The sequence below is a fragment of the Amycolatopsis sp. NPDC004747 genome (assembly GCF_053601335.1).
This window is the reverse complement of record NZ_JBSGBQ010000007.1, coordinates 257,815-274,927: the sequence shown is the minus strand read 5'-3', so window position 1 is coordinate 274,927 and position 17,113 is coordinate 257,815. Positions and strand designations below refer to the sequence as shown.

Genomic DNA, 17,113 nt, shown 5'->3' with positions numbered 1-17,113 from the left:
GATAGGCTCCCGCCATGACTCCTGCCGCCCGGCCGCCGGGCCGTCCCCGCGCCGGCCTCCACGACGTGGTGTTCGCCGCGACGCTGAGCACGGTCGCCGAGCTCGGCTACGCGAAGGCCACCGTCGAGCGCATCGCGGCGGCGGCCGGTGTCGCGAAGACGACGATCTACCGGCGCTGGCCGTCCAAGGGCGAGCTGATCGTCGACTGCCTCCTCGACGCCTTCGGCCCGGCGCCACTGGCCGGCGGGAGCCGGGCGGAGCTGCTGACCGCGGTCATCCGCTGGGCGGCGGCCAAGATCGGCGAACCCGGGGTGGGCGACGCGTTCGCCGGCGTGTTCAGCGACGCCGTCAGCGATCCGGCGTTGCGCGCGGTGCTGTCCTCGCGGCTGCAGGATCCCTACCGGCTCGCGCTCGAGGACGCGCTCGGCGAGCCGGAGAGCCGGGTGCTGTTCTTCGTCGACGTCGTGGTCGGCGCGCTGCTGCACCGGATGGGCATGACCGGCGAGCCGATGGTCGACGCCGACGTCGACGCGCTGGCCGAGATGGTCGTGGCGCACTTCGCGGCGCGGTGACGGCCGTCACGCTCGGGGCTGTCACATCGGATCGGGCCGCGGAGTCGTGGGGGTGACGGACCCCGAAAAGCGGGGCCGCGAACCCCGGGGAGTCCCGATGACCACCGCTCACCTGATCGTCACCATCGCCGCCGCGGCCTGGGTCGGCTTCTCGGCCGTCTCGATGTTCGCCCGCGCGAAGTGGGTCGTCGAGCCGATCACCGAGTACGGCGTGCCCCGGTCGTGGTGGAACCTGCTCGGCACGGCCAAGGCGGCCGGCGCGGCGGGCCTGGTCGCCGGGCTCTTCTGGCCGCCGATCGGCATCGCGGCGGCGATCGGGCTGGTGCTGTACTTCGGCGGCGCGCTCGTCACGGTGGCGCGGGCGCGGTCGTACGCGCACCTGGTGTTCCCGCTGCTCTACCTGGCTCCGGTGGTCGCTTCGCTGGCGCTGCTGCCCTGACCGGCGAGCCAGGTGAGGGCGTCGGCGGCGTGGTGCAGCACGGACAGGTGGCCTTCGCCGGGCACGGGCCGGTACTCGGCGTGCGGGCACCGCCCGGCGAGCCACGCGCTGTGCGTGGCCGGGACCATCCGGTCCTGCTCGCCGTGCAGGAGGAGGACGGGCGCGGTGATCGACGCCGGATCGCCGCCCCACGGCCGGACGTAGGCGAGGTCGTCGTCGATCAGGCCGCCGGGCCCGTCGGCGAGCGCCGCGCGCACGACCTCGTCCAGCCACGACCACGAGCCGTGCAGCACGGCCAGGTCGGCGTCGGTGAAGACGTCGGGGTCGAACTCGGCGGAAGCTTCGTACTTTTCCTTGGCGGCCCGCCCTTCGGCGGCGGCCCGCAGCGAGGCCGCACCGGCGGCGGCCATGCCGCCGAACCAGTCGAGCCCGCCGGCGTCGAACGGCGCGACGGCGGCCAGGCTCGCGACGGCTTCGACCCGATCCGGCAGCAGGGCGGCGCAGGCGAGCGCGTGGGAGCTGCCGCCGGAGTGCCCCAGCAGCGCGAACTCGCCGATCCCGAGCGCGTCGGCGACGGCTTCGACGCACTCGGCGGCGTTCCCGACGGTCCGCTCCGGTACCGGCGTCGAGGTGCGGTAGCCGGGCCGGTCGTAGGACACGAACCGGACGCCGAGCTCCCGGGCGAGCGGCAGCAGCGGCCCGGGCGGGGCGCCGGTGTTGGGGGTGCCGTGGTGCCAGAAGACGGTCAGCCGCGCGGGGCCGCCGGTGTCGTAGACGTGCAGGTTCCGCCCGCCGGGCCGGGCCAGCTCGGTCTCGGTGACCATCAGCGGGCCAGCCGTTCCGCCAGCCAGGCCAGCGAAAGCGGGTACCGGTAGTCGATCCCGCCGTGGCCGGCGTCGAACAGCTCGAAGTGGACGCGGTCGTCCGGCAGGCCCACCCGGGCCACCTCGGCCCGGAACGCCTCCGCGCCGATGTCCAGGAAGTACTCGTCGCTCGTGCCCGCGTCGATCCACACCGCGCGCAGCGACCGGACCGCCTCCGCGTGGGCCGCCACCATCCGGACCGGGTCCCAGTCCAGCCAGCGCTGCCACTGCTCCAGCCGCAGCGCGCCGGTCAGCGGGTCGAACGGCAGCTCCGGCGTGCCGTCCTCCTGCGCCGAGAAGCACGCCGCGACGCCGAGCAGCGACAGCAGGGTCGCGTCTTCGGGCTTGGTGAAGGCCGGGCGGCTCCGGAAGTCCGCCCACCACGCCTGGATGTCCTGGTCGTACCCGCGCAGCGCGCGGACCGCCTTGCCGAAGTCGGGGACGTAACACAGCTCGTAGAGCGAGTCACCCGCGTGCGTCGCCAGCGCGCCGAACAGCTCCGGCCGCAGCATCGGCGTGATCATCGCGCCGAACCCGCCCGACGACTTGCCCGCGATCGCGCGGGATTCGCGGCCGGGCAGCGTCCGGTAGTGCTCGTCGACCCACGGGACGACTTCGTCGCACAGGTAGGAGTGGTACCGGCCGGTGCCCGGCGAATCGACGAACTGCGAGCCGCCGTAAGCGGTCCACGCGTCGACGTACACCACGATGCAGCCCGGCGCGCCGTCGGCGAAGACCGCGTCGGCCGTCTCCACGAACGGCTGCCGGAACGGGGTCCGGTTGGCCCACATCGTCAGGTGCCCGGTGTAGCCCTGGATGACGTACACCGCCGGATAGCGCTCGTCGCCGTCGTCGTAGCCGGGCGGGACGTACACCCACAACGGCCGTTCGTGCGGATCGCCCAGCGGATTGCCGCGCAGCACCGCGGAAGTCACGGTGCGCCGGTCGAGCCGTCCGGCGAGTTCGCCGTCCCAGGGGAGCATGCCGCCAGTCAACCACGTGCACGGGCTAAGCATTACCTCTTTTCGACGCGTAGCGTTGAGCCGTTTCGGCGTGCGGTTCGTGTTGCGGACACGGTGGTGGACCGGGAGAAGCGGGGAAGACCATGAAGCATCCGGGGCCGTTGTTCACCTTGCTCGCCGGGGCGCTGCTCGCCGGCGGGATCAGCGTCGCCGACCTGGCGACCGGGACCGGCGCGCCGACGGTCGCCGGGGCCGCGAGCGCGGTGAGCGCCACGAAGACCGCGCCACCCACGACGGCTCCCTTGGGGCCCTCTTCGGAGCCGCCGAAGGCCGACGTCCCCGCGCGGGCGGACTACGCCGGGAAGGTGACCGGTGGCGGCGCGTCGATCGCGGTGTCGGCGCGCGATGGCCACGCCATCGCGTACGTCTGCGACGGCAAGAAGGTCGAAGCCTGGCTCCAGGGCGTGACCGTCGGCGGCAAGCTGGACCTCAAGGGCGCCCCGGACGCGACCCTGACGGGCAGTTTCGACTCGGCGTCGGCCACCGGGACCGTGACGGCCGCGGGCAGGACCTACCGGTTCACCGTGCCGGCGGCGAAGAAGCCCGCCGGCCTCTACCGGGCGACGCCAAAGGTCAAGGGCAAGGCGGCGAAGGTCGGCTGGATCGTGCAGCCCGACGGCAGCCAGGTCGGCATCCTCACGACCGACGAGGGCCCGTCGGCCGCCCCGCCGCTCGACCCGGCCGCGGCCACCGCGACCGTCGACGGCACCCCGGTGACCGCCGAGGCGATCACCGGCCTGGCCGGGACCGGTGACTTCTGATGGCCGCCCCGGCGGCGGGCCGCCGCGCCGCGGTCGCGCTCGCGGTGCCGCTGGTGGCCGGCGCCGTCGTTTCGGTGGCGCTCGGCGTCTACGGCGGCCTGCACACGCCGACCGGCGTCGCGGTGAACGTCGCGGGGTTCTCCGGGCCGCAGGCGGTGAAGGCGTGGCTCGCCACGGTCGTCGTCGTGCTCGCCCTCGTCCAGCTCGTCTCGGCACTGGCGATGTACGGCAAGCTCGGCACCGGCGCGCCCGCGTGGGTCGCGCCGGTGCACCGGTGGTCGGGACGGCTGGCCTTCCTCGTCTCGATCCCGGTCGCGATGCACTGCCTGTACGCGCTCGGGTTCCAGGCGTTCGACCCGCGCGTGCTCCTGCATTCCCTGCTCGGGTGCTTCTTCTACGGCGTGTTCGTGGCGAAGATGCTCCTGCTGCGCAGGGACGGTGCGCCGGCCTGGTCGCTCCCGCTGCTGGGCGGTCTGGCGTTCACCGGGCTGGTCGGGCTCTGGCTGAGCGCGTCGCTGTGGTTCTTCACCCGGTCCGGGTTGACCTTCTGAGCTCGCGGAGGACGAAACGTGCGCAACGACGACGTGGACCCGGTGCTGGCGCGCCGGACGGCCCTCGCGCTCCTCGGCGCCGGGCTGGCGGCCGGCTGCACCACCTACGGCGGCACCGGGGGTGGCACGTCGGCGGCCCCGGCACCCGGCGGCACCGAGCTCGGCGCGACCGGGGACGTCCCGGTCGGCGGCGGCAAGGTGTTCGCGGACAAGCAGGTGGTGGTGACGCAGCCGGTGGCGGGGACCTTCGCGGCCTTTTCGGCGATCTGCACCCACCAGGGCTGCACGGTCGACGCGGTCGCCGGCGGCACGATCAACTGCCCCTGCCACGGCAGCAAGTTCAAGATCGCCGACGGCTCGGTGGCGAACGGCCCGGCGTCGAAGCCGCTGGAGAAGAAGCCGATCACGGTCACCGGCGGCAAGATCACCCTGGCCCAGGCGTAGGTCGTCGGCCGCGGTGAACCCGGCCGGTGAATGCGGTCGCCCGCGGCCGGTCCGCTCTGGCACGATCGGCGGGTGCGCCCGGTCGAGATCGCCTGCGACGAGTCGGGTTCGGAGGGCGAGAACCTGCTCGGCGGCGAGACGGACGTCTTCGCCCACGCGGGCGTCCGGATGTCCTGGCCCGAGGCGACGGCCTGCGTGGCGGAGATCCGCGCCCGGATCGGCTCGCCGGCCGAGGAGTGCAAGGCCAACCACCTGCTGCGCGCCAAGCACCGCGCGGTGCTCGAATGGCTGCTCGCCCCGGGGGGTCCGCTCGACGGCCGCGGGCACGTGCACCTGACCGGCAAGACGTTCTTCGCCGTGCGGGCGGCGGTCACCCTGCTGGCCGGGGACGGCTCGGAAGCGCCGGCCCGCACCCTCCACCGCACGGGCCCGGCGGCGTTCGGCGCCGAGCGCTGGGAGTTCTTCCTCAAGGCGTTCGTCAGCTTGCTGCGGCTGAACCCCCGCCGCGGCGTGACGACGACGCCGGGGGAGTTCTTCGCGCTGGTCGACGAACTCGCGGGCGTCCCGGGCGAAGCGGGCGAGATGGTCGCCCGGTTCCGCGACGGCGGCGAGCGCGTCGCCGCCTACCGCGCCCGGCTGGCGGCCGACCCGGGCCTGGTGCCGATCCTCGATCCGCTGGTCCCCGCGGTGATCCACACCGTCCGCCACTGGAGTGCGGACGGCACGCCGGTCGAGCTGGTCCACGACGAGCAGCTGGCCCTCACCGCGGAGCGCGTCCTGCAGCTCAAGGCCGAACTCGGCCCCCGGCTGGCGGGCGTCCGGTTCGTCGACTCCCGCGCCGACGCGCGGGTCCAGGTGGCGGACTTCCTGGCGGGCGTGGCCCGCCGCATCGCTTCGGACGAGCTCAACGGCCGCGGCGACCGGAAGCTGACCACCCTGCTGAGCGCGTTCGTCGACGCCGGCTCGGTCTGGGCCGGTCCGGGTTCTCCGGCTCCGGCCGGAGAGTGAATCCGCGGCCGGCGCACTGGATCGGGAAGGTCCTCGCCGGCCCACGTACCCTGGGTTGGTGCGGACCCGGCCCACCCTTTCCTGGACTTCGGCGGACGCGCCGCTGCCGCGGACGTCCAGCCTCGACGAGCTCACCGGCGTTGTCGCCCGCGGGCGCGTCGCCGTCCTGAGCGGGGCCGGGCTGTCCACCGAGTCGGGGATCCCGGACTACCGCGGGGAAAGCGGCAGCCTGCGGCGGCACACGCCGATGACCTACGACGAGTTCGTCACCAGTGCCGAGGGGCGGCAGCGGTACTGGGCCCGCAGCCACCTCGGCTGGCGCACGATCGCCCGCGCCGATCCGAACGACGGCCACCGCGCGGTGACCACCCTGCGCGACCGCGGGTACCTGTGCGGCGTCATCACGCAGAACGTCGACGGCCTGCACCAGGCGGCGGGCACCGCGGACGCGGTCGAGCTGCACGGCAGCCTCGACCGGGTGATCTGCCTTGGCTGCCACCGCACCAGCCCGCGCGCGGAGCTGGACAGCCGGCTGCGCGCGGCCAACCCCGGCTTCACCGCCGCGGCCACCCGGATCAACCCGGACGGCGACGTCGAGCTGCCGGCCGACGTGGTCGGCGGCTTCCGGACGGTCTCGTGCGAGGCCTGCGACGGCGTCCTCAAGCCGGACGTCGTGTTCTTCGGCGAGAACGTGCCGCGGCCGCGGGTCGAGCAGTGCTACCGCCTGGTCGACGCCGCCGACGCGCTGCTGGTCCTCGGCTCGTCCCTGACCGTGATGTCGGGCCTCCGCTTCGTCCGCCACGCGGCGAACGCGGACAAGCCGGTGCTGATCGTCAACCGCGGCGAAACCCGAGGTGACCGCTACGCCTCGGTGCGGGTCGACCGGCCGCTGGGGCCGGCGCTGACCGAGCTGGTCGCCCGGCTCGCCGAGGAGCCCGGCCGGACCGCCTGACCAGCCCGGGCGGGCTGGACGAGCCGGCCCGGGCGGGTGGGGGGAACCCAGCCGGGCCGGCTCTGGCGACGGACCTCCACAGCCGGTCGTCGCCTGCAAGACGCGGCGGGCGCCCCGGTCGTTACAGCCGCTGCAACCCGTTCCACGACCAGCGGGGCACCGCGAGCCCGGCGGGGACCTCGGTGGGCGGCCCCGGGTAGGCGAGCACCTCGGCCACCGCCCACTCCATGTAGGACCGCAGCGCGGCGCGGAACTCCGGGTCGGGCGGCAGGCCCGCGTCGTCCGCGGCCCGCACGAAGCAGCTCACGAACCGGCGGCCGAGGTCGCTCATGTCGCCGTTGCCGGCGTGCATCCGCAGCATCGCCGAATGGTCGCTGCACTCGCGGGAGAACCGCGGCGGCCCGCCCATGACCTCGGCCCAGTACCAGGCGAGCCGCTCGACGTGCTGCGGGTGCTGATCCTGCTTGGAGAACGGGTGGTTCAGCTCCGGATCGGCCAGGCAGCGCTCGTGGTGGGCGGCGGCCAGCGCGCGGAACGCGGGGTCGCCGCCGGCGAATTCGTACAACGTCGGACGCACCCGCCGAGCCTGGCACGCCGAGGCGCCGCAGGCTAGCGCGCCCCGGCCGCCGCGCGTTCCGCGGCGGGGGTGAAACCGCCGAGCGCGTCGACCGCCCGTCGAACGTCCTCGGTGACGAGGTCGTGGTTCAGCGCTCCGGCGGCGGTCGCGCCCTGGGCCGCGGCGATGATCACGGTCGCCCGCGCGTCGGCGACGTTCCCGGCCACCCACACGCCCGGCACGCCGGTCTTCCCCGACGGGTCGACCTCGCCTTCGACGTGGCCGAGGTCGCGCAGCAGCCCGTCGTGCGGGACGGTCCGGGTGCGCAGGAACAGCGCCGTCCGCGGCACGAACCGGGCGCCGAGCTCGACGCCGGTGAGGTGGCCGCCTTCGCGCCGGACCGCCGTCACCACGCCGTCGACGACGCGGATCCCGCGCGCGTCCAGGCGCTCACGGTCCTCTTCGGACACCGGCTCGGTGTGCGGGAAGTACACGACGTCCGGCGACCACTGGCGGACCAGCAGCGCGTGCTCGACGCTCGCCTGCTCGGTGCCGAGGACACCGAGTGGCTGGTCGCGGACTTCGTAGCCGTGGCAGTAGGGGCAGGTCACCGCGTCGGAGCCCCAGCTCTCCCGCAGGCCAGGGAGGTCGGGGAGCTCGTCGTGGACGCCGGTGGCGACCAGGACGCGCCGGGCGGTCAGCTCCCGGCCGGTCGCCAGCTCCGCCGTGAAGCCGTGGCCGAGCCGGGTGACCCGGTCTTCGAAGAACTCGACGCCGTAGCCGCGGAGCTCGTCGCGGCCGAGTTCCAGGAGTTCGGACGGCGGCAGGCCGTCACGGGAGAGGAAGCCGTGCATGTGCGACGCCGGTGCGTTGCGCGGCGCCCCGTCATCGACGACCGCGACGCGCCGACGCGCCCGGCCCAGCATCAGGGCGGCGCTGAGGCCCGCCGCGCCGCCACCCACCACCAGTACGTCGTAGCTGTTGTGTTCGCTCATGCCGCCACCTTGAACCCGCCTTCGCGAATCCGACAACTAATGTTGCCGATTCCGGGACAAGCGGGTTTGCTGGAGGCATGACGGACGCGATCACCCAGGCCCTCGCCGAGGTCGGCCCCCGCCTGAAGCGGGTCCGCACGCAGCGGCGGGTCACCCTCGCCGACCTGTCGGAGGCGACGGGCATTTCGAAGAGCACGCTGTCCCGGCTCGAGTCCGGCCAGCGCAAGCCGAGCCTGGAGCTGCTGCTGCCGATCGCCCAGGCCCACCAGGTGCCCCTGGACGAGCTGGTGGGCGCGCCGGAGGTTGGCGACCCGCGGGTCCGGCTGACCGCGCGCCGCATCCCGCGCCACAACGGCGCGGCGATGACGGTGCTGCCGCTGACCCGCCAGCCGGGCGCGCCCCAGGCGTTCAAGATGATCCTGGAACCGGAGACCGGCGAACCGGATCCCCAGGTCCACGAGGGGTACGAGTGGCTGTACGTCCTCTCGGGCCGGCTGCGGCTGATCCTGGCCGACCGGGACCTGACGCTCGGCCCGGGTGAGGCGGCGGAGTTCGACACCCGCCTCCCGCACTGGTTCGGCGCGGTCGACGGACGGCCCGCGGAGATCCTCAGCCTGTTCGGCAAGCAGGGGGAGCGGCTGCACCTGCGGGCGAAGTCGCGCTAGCCCAGCTCGCGCTGCATGAGGAGGGTGTCGAGCCAGCGGTCCTGCTTGAACCCGACGCGGCGCAGCACACCGGCGCCGGTGAACCCGGCCGCGGCGTGCAGCCGCTGTGAGGCCGGGTGGCCGGAGTCCACGATGACCGCGACCGCCTGCCGGGCCCCGGCTTCCCCGCAGCGCTTCAGCAGTTCGTCGAGCAGCCGCCTGCCGTGGCCCTTCCCGGCGGCCCGGGGGGCGAGGTAGATCGTCGTCTCGACCGAGAACCGGTAGGCGGGCTTTGGCCGCCACGGCGCGGCCAGCGCGTAGCCGAGGATCTCGCCTTCCTCGGCGAGCACGAGGAACGGCCACGTGCTTTCGCGGATCTTCGTGCGCCACTGCTCCACGGTCGGCGGCGTGGTTTCGAAGGTGAAGACGGAGTCGGTGACGTACGGCGCGAAGACGGCGGCGATGCCTTCGGCGTCGGCCTCGGTCGCTTCCGCTATAGTGGACATAGTCGCTATTATAGAGGAATGATCGAACCGGTCGCGCTCGGCCGCCATCTCCGCGAACTCCGCGCCGGCCGCGGCCTCGCGCTGACGGCGCTGGCCCGGCAGGCGGAGGTCAGCGTCAGCATGCTCTCGGCCATCGAGCGCGGCGAGAAGACGCCGACGGTCGTGGTGCTGTCCCGGATCGCCGACGGCCTCGGGCTGCCGCTCTCCCGGTTGCTGGCCGGCCTGGAGACCGACCGGGTGATCGTCCGCCGCGCGGCGGAGCAGGACCACGTCACCGAACCGGGCGGCTGGCACCGCACGGTCCTGACGCCGGTGGTGCCCGGCGTGAACTTCGAATGGATCCGCACGACCCTGCCACCCGGCTGCGACGCTGGCGATTTCCCCGCGTACGCAACGGGTTCCCACGAGTTCGTCGCGGTCGAGTCGGGCGAGCTGAGCCTGCGCGTCGGCGACGCGGAGTACGTCCTCGCGGCGGGGGATTCGGTGTACTTCCCCGCCGACACAACGCATTCCTATGCCAACCGCGGGGGAATCCCTTGTGTGTACTTCGTCGCGGCCCTGATCATGCGGCCGCGGAAAACCGGATGACCCCGCTTGACTCATCCGATCTTTTGCTCTTAGGTGAAAGACGCATTCCCGATCCGCCGTCGGAAGCACCTTGATGGGCTTCTGCCGTGGCGAGAAAGGAAGCTGAAGTGGGAAGAGCGTTGAGCCGTCGCCGTGCCGTCATTTGGGGAGCCGCGGGCGCGGCCGGTGCCGCCCTGCCATTGGTCGGATCTCCGGCGGCCGCCGCCGAGGACTTCGGGAGCCCGCAAGGCCGCTTCTTCGACGTCACGAAGTTCGGCGCCAGGGGCGACGGGCGCACCATCGACACCGCCGCCGTCAACCGCGCGATCGACGCGGCCGCCACCCGCGGCGGCACCGTGTACTTCCCGGCCGGGACGTACGCGAGCTACTCGATCCACCTCAAGAGCAACATCGCGCTGTACCTCGGCGCCGGCGCGACGATCCTGGCCGCCGCGCCGGCCGGCGGCCAGGGCTACGACCCCGCCGAACCCGGCGCGGGCAACCCGTACCAGGACTTCGGGCACAGCCACTGGCACAACAGCCTGATCTGGGGCGAAAACCTCGAGAACGTCACCATCGAGGGCCCCGGCAAGATCGACGGCACGGGCCTGGTCGCCGGCGGCAGCGCGGAATCCGCGCCGCTCAACGGGAACAAGGCGATCGCGCTCAAGCTGTGCCGCAACATCGCCATCCGCGACATCACCATCGTCAACGGCGGCCACTTCGGCATCCTGCCCACCGGCGTCGACAACTTCCGCATCGACGGGCTGGTGATCGACACCAACCGCGACGGCATCAACATCGACTGCTGCAAGAACGTCCGGATCGCCAACACCACGGTCAACTCGCCGAACGACGACGCCATCGTCCTCAAGAGCACGTACGCGCTGAACCAGGTGCGCGACACCGAAAACGTCACCATCGACAACTGCTTCGTCAGCGGCTACGACCTCGGCACCCTCGTCGGCGGCACGTTCAAGACGGCGGCGTCCTACGGCCGCACCGGCCGCGTCAAGTTCGGGACCGAGTCCAACGGCGGCTTCCGCAACATCGCGATCTCCAACGTCGTCTTCGAGCACTGCCGCGGCCTGGCGCTGGAAACGGTCGACGGCGGCCGGCTCGAAGACGTCACGGTCAGCAACCTGACCATGCGCAACGTCCAGATGCCGCTGTTCCTGCGGCTCGGCGCGCGGCTGCGCGGGCCCGCCGGAATCCCGGTCGGGTTCCTCCGCCGGGTGAGCATCAGCGACGTCACGACGATCGACGCCGACCCGCGCTACCCGTCGTGCTTCGCCGGGATCCCGGGCCACCCGATCGAAGACGTCAAGCTGAGCAACATCCGCCACCACCTGGCCGGCGGCCTGACGCCGGGTGACGCGGTGCAGAACCCGCCGGAGCTGGAGACCGCCTACCCCGAGCCGTCGATGTTCGGGACGCTCCCGGCGTACGGCTTCTTCGTCCGCCACGCCCGCGGGATCAGCTGGGACAACGTGGACGTCCGGTTCGGCAGGCCGGACACCCGCCCGGCGTTCGTCCTGCGGGACGTGGCCGACGCCGACGTGCACCACTGCCGCGCGGACCAGGCGGCGGGCACGCCGGCGTTCGTCCTCGACGGGGTGGACGACTTCCGGGTGAGCGTCGGCCGTCCGGTGCCGGAGGCCCGGGTCGACCACGCGGATCACCAGGAGCTGTAGGGGATTCCGGTCGGGTCCCGCCGCCGCAGCGGGACCCGGCCGGTCAGCGGCCGCGCAGTTTCGGGCGGACCAGGCCGACCACGGACATGCCGATCAGGGCCACCGCGGCCACCGCCGCGATCACCGTCAGGACGGGTGCCCGGCTGTCCGTGCCGGTCAGGCTGAGGATGCTCGAAACGAGCAGAACCGCCCCCACGCCCAGGAAGATCCAGCACAGCGCAGCCGTTTCCGGGATGAAGTGCCAACGCCGTTCGGCCATCGAAACCTCCTCGATCGGGTGCTCTTGCCGCCAACTGCCCCGATCGGGAGTCGATCAAACCGGCGCGATCGCGGCCGTGCCGGGGTTCAGGGTCGACGTTCCGCTCGCCGGAACGCAAGCCTGTGCCGGGCGACCGGCGTGGTGCGACGGTCGGGGCATGGCTCCCGTGATGGCGGCGATCGTCGGCCCCGGCAACATCGGCACCGATTTGCTGGCGAAGCTGCGACGCAGTGAAGTGATCGAAGTCGGCTACGTCGTGGGTGTGGTCGAGTCGGACGGCCTCGAGCGCGCCCGCGCCCAGGGGATCGCGGCCTCGGCGGACGGCGTCGACTGGCTGCTGCGCCAGGACCCGTTGCCGCAGCTGGTGTTCGAGGCGACGTCGGCGAAGGCGCACGCCGCGAACGCCCCGCGCTACGAGGAGGCCGGCATCCAGGCGATCGACCTGACCCCGGCGCACCTCGGCCCGATGGTGTGCCCGCCGGTGAACCTCGGCGCGCACCTCGACGCGCCGAACGTCTCGATGATCACCTGCGGCGGCCAGGCCACGATCCCCATGGTGCACGCCGTTTCGCGGGTCACGACGGTGCCCTACGCCGAGATCGTCGCGTCGGTCGCCTCGCGCGGCGCGGGCCCGGGGACGCGGGCGAACATCGACGAGTTCACGCGCACGACGTCGCAGGCGGTGGCCGAGATCGGCGGGGCCGGGCGCGGCAAGGCGATCATCATCCTCAACCCGGTCGAGCCGCCGATGATCATGCGGGACACGGTGTTCTGCGCGATCCCGCTCGACGCCGACCGCGACGCGATCACCGCGTCGATCCACGACATGGTCGCCGAAGTGCAGAAGTACGTACCGGGTTACACGCTGCGCGCCGATCCGCAGTTCGACGACGCGCGCGAAGACTGGGACGGGAACGCGCGGGTCGGCATCTTCCTCGAGGTCCGCGGGAACGGCGACTACCTGCCGGAGTACGCCGGCAACCTGGACATCATGACCGCCGCGGCCGCCCGGGTGGGCGAGCTGATGGCGCGCGCGAAGCAGGAGGTGCCGGCGTGACTCGTCCGGAACTGAAGCACGACGTCCGGATCGTCGACACGACGTTGCGCGACGGCAGTCACGCGATGGCGCACCAGTTCACCGAGCAGCAGGTGCGTGACACGGTCCGCGCGCTGGACCGCGCGGGCGTCGAGGTGATCGAGGTGACCCACGGCGACGGCCTCGGCGGCTCGTCGTTCACCTACGGCTTCTCCGCCGTCGACGAGCTGAAGCTGATCTCCGCGGCGCGTGAAGAGGCGAAGCAGGCGAAGATCGCGGTGCTGCTCGTCCCGGGCATCGGCACGGCGGAAGACCTGCAGCGCGCGTTCGACGCGGGCGCGGAGATGGTCCGGGTGGCGACGCACTGCACCGAAGCCGACGTCTCGCCGCAGCACTTCGGCCTGGCGCGCGAACTCGGGATGGAGACGGCCGGCTTCCTGATGATGGCCCACCGGACGCCGCCGGAGGACCTGGCGAAGCAGGCCCGGATCATGGTGGACGCGGGCTGCCAGGCGGCGTACGTGACCGACTCCGCGGGCGCGTTGCTGATGCACGAGGCCCGCGCCCGCTTCGAAGCGCTGGTCGCCGAGGTCGGCGACACGGCGTGGGTCGGCTACCACGGGCACCAGAACCTCTCCCTCGGCGTCGCGAACTCGGTGCTGGCCCACGAAGCGGGCGTCCGGTACATCGACGGGTCGCTGTGCGCGCTCGGCGCGGGCGCGGGCAACTCGCCGACCGAGGTGCTGGCGGCGGTGTTCGACCGCCTGGGGATCGACACGGGCCTCGACGTCGGCGGCCTGCTCGACGCGGCGGAAGAGGTGGTCCGCCCATACCTGCACCGCTGGCCGAAGATGGACCGCAACGCGATCGTGCAGGGCTGGGCCGGGGTGTACTCGAGCTTCCTGCTGCACGCCGAGCGCGCGGCGGAGCGCTACGGCGTCCCGGCGCAGGCGATCCTGCGCCGGTGTGGCGAGCTCGCCCTGGTGGGCGGGCAGGAGGACATGATCATCGACGTGGCGGTGCAGCTCGCGGCGGAGGAGTAAGAAGCCGGACACCGGCTCCGTCCTGCTGCCACTCAACCGGCGAACCGGTCCAGCGCGGCGAGCTTCCAGGCGCGTTTGACGTCACTGGCGCCGTGCCCGGACCGGTCGTCGACGAGCAGTTCGGCACCCGGCCACGCCTCGGCCAGCTCCCACGCCGTCGTCACCGGGCAGCTGAGGTCGAGCCGGCCGTGGATCAGCACGCCGGGGATGCCCGCCAGGCGCCCGGCGTCGCGGATCACCGCGCCCTCCTCGAGCCAGCCGGCGTGCGCGTAGTAGTGCGTGGTGAGCCGGACGAACGCCCGCAGCGCGTCGTCCGGCGGTCCACTGTGGACTTCCCCGGTGGCGCCCGGTTCGAGGGACAGGACCGTTCGCTCCCAGGCGTCCCACGCCAGGACGGCGTCGTCGCGCCGGTCCGGGTCCGCCATCAGGCGGGCGTAGGCGGCCACGACGTCGTCGTCCCCGGCGAAGTCGCGGAAGCGCCGCCAGGCTTCGGGGAAGAAGCGGCCGGCGCCGCGGTACAGCCAGTCGATCTCGGACCGGCGGGTGGTGCTGATCGCGCTGACCACGATTTCCGTCGCCCGGTGCGGGAAGCGTTCGGCGTACACGAGCGCCAGCGTCGTGCCCCAGGAGCCACCCGTCACCAGCCAGCGTTCGATGCCGAGGTGTTCCCGCAGCCGTTCGAGGTCGGCGACGAGGTGGCTCGTGGTGTTGTGCCGCAGGGACGTCGCGGGGTCGGCCGCGTGCGGACGGCTCCGGCCGCAGCCGCGCTGGTCCAGCAGCACGACGCGGTACCGGGCCGGGTCGAACATCCGCCGCATGCCGGGCGCGCAGCCCTGGCCGGGGCCTCCGTGCAGCACGACCGCCGGCTTGCCGTCCGGGTTCCCGCAGGTCTCCCAGTACACGTGGTGGCCGTCGCCGACGTCGAGCAGCCCGTGGTCGTGGGGCTCGATGGGCGGGTGGAGTTCGATCACCCGCCCATCCTGCCGCGTCCGGCCTCAGGCGGGTTCGCCGAACCACCCGCGCAGCGCCGCGTCGAGGCCGGCCGTCGCACCGTCCTCGCGTGCCCAGGCGATGTGCCCGTCGGGCCGCACCAGCACGCCGGTCAGCGACGGCTCGCTGTCGCACTTCACGGTCAGCACGTTCACGCGCCCGGCCCAGCCGCTCGCCGTCTCGCGCAGGCCGGCGTGGTCGCCGAGGTCGAGCAGGAGGCCCTTGCCGTCGTGGAGGCGTTCGCCGAGCCGGGTGCCGTCGGCGAAGGCGAAGTCGGGCGCGGCGCGGCCGGTGAGGTCGTGCTCGCCCTCGATCGGGTAGCGGTGCAGGACGCCGGAGAGCTTCTTGGCGAGGTAGGTCGCGCCGTCGCCGGTGCGCAGGAGATCGGTGACGACCTGGCGCAGCGCCTTCGTCCGCACGTCGCTGCGCATCAGCGCGACCTGCGCCCGGGTCCACTCGAGCACCCACTCGCCGATCGGGTGCCGCTCGGTCGTGTAGCTGTCGAGCAGGCCGTCCGGCGCCCAGCCGTGGATGGTCGCGGCGAGCTTCCAGCCGAGGTTGACCGCGTCGCCGATGCCGAGGTTGAGGCCCTGCCCGCCGAAGGGGGAGTGGACGTGCGCGGCGTCGCCGGCCAGCAGCACGCGGCCCCGGCGGTAGGTGCTTGCCTGGCGTGCGTTGTCGGTGAAGCGCGTGGCGCTGTGGACCTTCGTCACCCGGACGTCCGCACCGGAGACCCGCCGGAAGCTGTCTTCGAGTTCCTGCGCGGTGACCGGCGCGTCCCGGTCCGCGGGCGGTCCGTCGAACTCGACGGTGAGGATCCGCCCGGGCGTCGGCCCGTAGACGTAGAGCCCGCCGGTCCCGAACTGCCAGCCGCCGGGCAGGGCGTCGACACCGGTCAGTTCGGCCATCGCCTGCCGCCCGGTGATGGCCGGGTCGGTCCCGGGGAACTCGAAACCGGCCAGCTTCCGGACCCGGCTGCGACCCCCGTCGCACCCGACGAGCCAGCCGGCGCGCACGGTTTCCCCCTCGCCGAGCCGCACGGTGACGCCGTCGTCGCCGGCGTCGAACCCGGTGAGCTCGACACCCCGCCGGACCTCGACCCCCAGCTCGGCGGCGCGTCCGGCGAGGATCGCCTCGACGGCCTGCTGCGCGATGACGACCACCCGGGCGGCGGGCCCGACGTCCCGGAAGGCCGGGTCGTCGAAGTCGACCCCGTCCGAGGTGACCATGATCCCGGCGAAGTGCCCGACGGGGACGGCGTTCGGCCCTTTCGCGCCCCGCGACTCGAGGAACTTCTTGATCTGCGCGAGGTTCTGCTGCACAACGGCGTCCATGGCGGGCAGCAGCCCCCGCCGGTAGAAGGCTTCGGCCGTGGTCAGGTTGACCGACCCGGCCTTGATCGTCTGGTCCGGCTCGGGCAGCCGTTCGACGACGAGCACGTCCACGCCCGCCAGCCGCAGTTCACAGGCCAGCATCAAGCCGACCGGTCCGCCCCCGGAGATCACCACATCCGTGTTCATGGCTCCGATGATGCCGCGAAACTTTTACCGAGTCAAACTTTAAGCTCGGTCTATACTCTCTGCTCATGGCTGACCCCGGACTGCGCGAGCGGAAGAAGCAGGCCACGCGCCTGCTGATCTCGAACGTGGCCACAGGCCTGTTCATCGAGCGAGGCTTCGAGGAGGTGACGGTGGCGGAGATAGCGGAGGCGGCGGGCGTCTCGAAGATGACGGTGTTCAACTACTTCCCGCGCAAGGAGGACCTGTTCCTCGACCGCCACGCGGACCGCCTGGCGGAGCTGACTTCGGTGGTGCGCACCCGGCCGGCCGGGGTGTCGCCTTGTGAGGCGTTGCGTCGTCACCAGCATTCGTTGTTGGCCTCGGGGCATCCGTTGTCGGGTGCGATCGCGGGTGGCCCGGGTTTCTGGTGGGTGCTGACGTCTAGCCCGGCGCTGATGGCGCGGTGGTACGAGCAGGAGCGCGAGATCGCGGACGCGTTCACCTCGGTGCTGACGGAGGAGACGGGCGAGCCGTTCCGAAGCCGCATGGTGGCCAACCTGCTGACGGCGGCGATCACGACGGTGTTCGCGCACGCCATGGGCCGGATCGTGGACGGGGACGACGCGGAGGTTGTGCGGCGGGAGCAGGTGGGGGTGATCAATCAGGCTTTTGATCTGGTGGAGCGCGGGGTGGGCGACTTTCCGGGCTGATC

Annotated in this window: 21 protein-coding genes; 13 read left to right on the top strand and 8 right to left on the bottom strand. The window is 72.8% G+C overall.

Features of this window, described 5'->3' with window-relative positions:
- Positions 1–14: 14 nt before the first annotated feature.
- Complete coding sequence (locus tag ACWEGE_RS14225; RefSeq protein ID WP_449660860.1) at positions 15–572, top strand: TetR/AcrR family transcriptional regulator; 558 nt, start codon at positions 15–17, stop codon at positions 570–572.
- Between the two features lie 97 nt (positions 573–669).
- Entirely contained in the window at positions 670–1,011 is a 342-nt protein-coding gene (locus tag ACWEGE_RS14220; protein ID WP_449660859.1) for a DoxX family protein, read from the top strand.
- Here the strand turns inward: ACWEGE_RS14220 and ACWEGE_RS14215 are convergent.
- On the bottom strand, positions 969–1,835 hold the full coding sequence (locus tag ACWEGE_RS14215) for an alpha/beta fold hydrolase (RefSeq protein ID WP_449660858.1): 867 nt from the start codon (positions 1,833–1,835) through the stop codon (positions 969–971). The genes ACWEGE_RS14220 and ACWEGE_RS14215 overlap by 43 nt on opposite strands.
- Positions 1,835–2,857 carry an alpha/beta hydrolase gene (locus tag ACWEGE_RS14210; RefSeq protein WP_449660857.1) on the bottom strand — a complete coding sequence of 341 codons (1,023 nt, stop codon included), beginning with the start codon at positions 2,855–2,857 and terminating at the stop codon, positions 1,835–1,837. The genes ACWEGE_RS14215 and ACWEGE_RS14210 overlap by 1 nt, the downstream gene beginning before the upstream one ends.
- Positions 2,858–2,979: 122 nt before the next feature.
- Here ACWEGE_RS14210 and ACWEGE_RS14205 point away from each other — a divergent pair, with 122 nt between their 5' ends.
- The 5 genes from ACWEGE_RS14205 to ACWEGE_RS14185 all read left to right on the top strand — a co-directional run bounded on the left by ACWEGE_RS14205 (position 2,980) and on the right by ACWEGE_RS14185 (position 6,612).
- Entirely contained in the window at positions 2,980–3,657 is a 678-nt protein-coding gene (locus tag ACWEGE_RS14205) for a hypothetical protein (protein WP_449660856.1), read from the top strand.
- Positions 3,657–4,208 (top strand): DUF6529 family protein, encoded by a 552-nt coding sequence (locus tag ACWEGE_RS14200; protein ID WP_449660855.1) that lies wholly within the window; start codon positions 3,657–3,659, stop codon positions 4,206–4,208. Before ACWEGE_RS14205 ends, ACWEGE_RS14200 begins: the two co-directional genes overlap by 1 nt.
- Positions 4,209–4,226: 18 nt before the next feature.
- Positions 4,227–4,652, top strand: a complete 426-nt coding sequence (locus tag ACWEGE_RS14195; RefSeq protein ID WP_449660854.1) for a Rieske (2Fe-2S) protein — start codon at positions 4,227–4,229, stop codon at positions 4,650–4,652.
- Between the two features lie 72 nt (positions 4,653–4,724).
- Positions 4,725–5,660, top strand: coding sequence for a DUF3800 domain-containing protein (locus ACWEGE_RS14190; protein WP_449660853.1), 936 nt, complete (start codon positions 4,725–4,727; stop codon positions 5,658–5,660).
- A 58-nt stretch (positions 5,661–5,718) separates the two neighbouring features.
- Complete coding sequence (locus ACWEGE_RS14185; RefSeq protein WP_449660852.1) at positions 5,719–6,612, top strand: NAD-dependent protein deacetylase; 894 nt, start codon at positions 5,719–5,721, stop codon at positions 6,610–6,612.
- Positions 6,613–6,733: 121 nt separating this feature from the next.
- Here the strand turns inward: ACWEGE_RS14185 and ACWEGE_RS14180 are convergent, their stop codons facing one another.
- Positions 6,734–7,189, bottom strand: a complete 456-nt coding sequence (locus tag ACWEGE_RS14180) for a group II truncated hemoglobin (protein WP_449660851.1) — start codon at positions 7,187–7,189, stop codon at positions 6,734–6,736.
- 32 nt (positions 7,190–7,221) lie between these two features.
- Entirely contained in the window at positions 7,222–8,163 is a 942-nt protein-coding gene (locus tag ACWEGE_RS14175; protein ID WP_449660850.1) for an NAD(P)/FAD-dependent oxidoreductase, read from the bottom strand.
- A gap of 77 nt (positions 8,164–8,240) precedes the next feature.
- Between ACWEGE_RS14175 and ACWEGE_RS14170 the strand changes: the two genes are divergently transcribed.
- Entirely contained in the window at positions 8,241–8,828 is a 588-nt protein-coding gene (locus tag ACWEGE_RS14170; RefSeq protein WP_176170029.1) for a helix-turn-helix domain-containing protein, read from the top strand.
- On the opposite strand, the gene ACWEGE_RS14165 is transcribed toward ACWEGE_RS14170, so the two are convergent.
- Positions 8,825–9,313: an N-acetyltransferase family protein gene (locus tag ACWEGE_RS14165; RefSeq protein ID WP_449660849.1), complete on the bottom strand. Its 489-nt coding sequence runs from the start codon at positions 9,311–9,313 to the stop codon at positions 8,825–8,827. The genes ACWEGE_RS14170 and ACWEGE_RS14165 overlap by 4 nt on opposite strands.
- 18 nt (positions 9,314–9,331) lie before the next feature.
- On the opposite strand from ACWEGE_RS14165, the gene ACWEGE_RS14160 reads away from it, so the two are divergent.
- Both ACWEGE_RS14160 and ACWEGE_RS14155 read left to right on the top strand, forming a co-directional pair.
- Positions 9,332–9,901, top strand: coding sequence for a helix-turn-helix domain-containing protein (locus tag ACWEGE_RS14160; protein ID WP_449660848.1), 570 nt, complete (start codon positions 9,332–9,334; stop codon positions 9,899–9,901).
- A 179-nt stretch (positions 9,902–10,080) separates the two neighbouring features.
- A complete protein-coding gene (locus tag ACWEGE_RS14155) occupies positions 10,081–11,574 on the top strand; it encodes a rhamnogalacturonidase (RefSeq protein WP_449660955.1) in 1,494 nt (497 codons plus the stop codon).
- 43 nt (positions 11,575–11,617) lie between these two features.
- Here ACWEGE_RS14155 and ACWEGE_RS14150 read toward each other — a convergent pair whose 3' ends face one another.
- Positions 11,618–11,833 carry a hypothetical protein gene (locus ACWEGE_RS14150; RefSeq protein ID WP_176170025.1) on the bottom strand — a complete coding sequence of 72 codons (216 nt, stop codon included), beginning with the start codon at positions 11,831–11,833 and terminating at the stop codon, positions 11,618–11,620.
- 157 nt (positions 11,834–11,990) lie between these two features.
- Between ACWEGE_RS14150 and ACWEGE_RS14145 the strand changes: the two genes are divergently transcribed.
- Positions 11,991–12,890 carry an acetaldehyde dehydrogenase (acetylating) gene (locus ACWEGE_RS14145; RefSeq protein WP_449660847.1) on the top strand — a complete coding sequence of 300 codons (900 nt, stop codon included), beginning with the start codon at positions 11,991–11,993 and terminating at the stop codon, positions 12,888–12,890.
- On the top strand, positions 12,887–13,912 hold the full coding sequence (dmpG, locus tag ACWEGE_RS14140) for a 4-hydroxy-2-oxovalerate aldolase (RefSeq protein ID WP_449660846.1): 1,026 nt from the start codon (positions 12,887–12,889) through the stop codon (positions 13,910–13,912). The genes ACWEGE_RS14145 and dmpG overlap by 4 nt, the downstream gene beginning before the upstream one ends.
- 32 nt (positions 13,913–13,944) lie before the next feature.
- Here the strand turns inward: dmpG and pip are convergent, their stop codons facing one another.
- Together pip and ACWEGE_RS14130 are read right to left on the bottom strand one after the other, a co-directional pair.
- Positions 13,945–14,883, bottom strand: coding sequence for a prolyl aminopeptidase (gene pip / locus ACWEGE_RS14135; RefSeq protein ID WP_449660845.1), 939 nt, complete (start codon positions 14,881–14,883; stop codon positions 13,945–13,947).
- A gap of 24 nt (positions 14,884–14,907) precedes the next feature.
- Positions 14,908–16,422: an FAD-dependent monooxygenase gene (locus ACWEGE_RS14130; RefSeq protein ID WP_449660844.1), complete on the bottom strand. Its 1,515-nt coding sequence runs from the start codon at positions 16,420–16,422 to the stop codon at positions 14,908–14,910.
- A gap of 65 nt (positions 16,423–16,487) precedes the next feature.
- On the opposite strand from ACWEGE_RS14130, the gene ACWEGE_RS14125 reads away from it, so the two are divergent.
- Complete coding sequence (locus ACWEGE_RS14125; protein WP_449660843.1) at positions 16,488–17,111, top strand: TetR/AcrR family transcriptional regulator; 624 nt, start codon at positions 16,488–16,490, stop codon at positions 17,109–17,111.
- The last annotated feature ends 2 nt before the right edge of the window (positions 17,112–17,113 follow it).

What these genes read in the sequence shown, in the direction of transcription:
- ACWEGE_RS14225 (WP_449660860.1), top strand. Translation starts at nt 15, where the DNA reads ATGACTCCTGCCGCCCGGCCGCCGGGCCGTCCCCGCGCCGGCCTCCAC.
- ACWEGE_RS14220 (WP_449660859.1), top strand. Translation starts at nt 670, where the DNA reads ATGACCACCGCTCACCTGATCGTCACCATCGCCGCCGCGGCCTGGGTC.
- ACWEGE_RS14215 (WP_449660858.1), bottom strand. Translation starts at nt 1,835, where the DNA reads ATGGTCACCGAGACCGAGCTGGCCCGGCCCGGCGGGCGGAACCTGCAC.
- ACWEGE_RS14210 (WP_449660857.1), bottom strand. Translation starts at nt 2,857, where the DNA reads ATGCTCCCCTGGGACGGCGAACTCGCCGGACGGCTCGACCGGCGCACC.
- ACWEGE_RS14205 (WP_449660856.1), top strand. Translation starts at nt 2,980, where the DNA reads ATGAAGCATCCGGGGCCGTTGTTCACCTTGCTCGCCGGGGCGCTGCTC.
- ACWEGE_RS14200 (WP_449660855.1), top strand. Translation starts at nt 3,657, where the DNA reads ATGGCCGCCCCGGCGGCGGGCCGCCGCGCCGCGGTCGCGCTCGCGGTG.
- ACWEGE_RS14175 (WP_449660850.1), bottom strand. Translation starts at nt 8,163, where the DNA reads ATGAGCGAACACAACAGCTACGACGTACTGGTGGTGGGTGGCGGCGCG.
- ACWEGE_RS14170 (WP_176170029.1), top strand. Translation starts at nt 8,241, where the DNA reads ATGACGGACGCGATCACCCAGGCCCTCGCCGAGGTCGGCCCCCGCCTG.
- ACWEGE_RS14165 (WP_449660849.1), bottom strand. Translation starts at nt 9,313, where the DNA reads ATGTCCACTATAGCGGAAGCGACCGAGGCCGACGCCGAAGGCATCGCC.
- ACWEGE_RS14160 (WP_449660848.1), top strand. Translation starts at nt 9,332, where the DNA reads ATGATCGAACCGGTCGCGCTCGGCCGCCATCTCCGCGAACTCCGCGCC.
- ACWEGE_RS14150 (WP_176170025.1), bottom strand. Translation starts at nt 11,833, where the DNA reads ATGGCCGAACGGCGTTGGCACTTCATCCCGGAAACGGCTGCGCTGTGC.
- ACWEGE_RS14145 (WP_449660847.1), top strand. Translation starts at nt 11,991, where the DNA reads ATGGCTCCCGTGATGGCGGCGATCGTCGGCCCCGGCAACATCGGCACC.
- ACWEGE_RS14130 (WP_449660844.1), bottom strand. Translation starts at nt 16,422, where the DNA reads ATGAACACGGATGTGGTGATCTCCGGGGGCGGACCGGTCGGCTTGATG.
- ACWEGE_RS14125 (WP_449660843.1), top strand. Translation starts at nt 16,488, where the DNA reads ATGGCTGACCCCGGACTGCGCGAGCGGAAGAAGCAGGCCACGCGCCTG.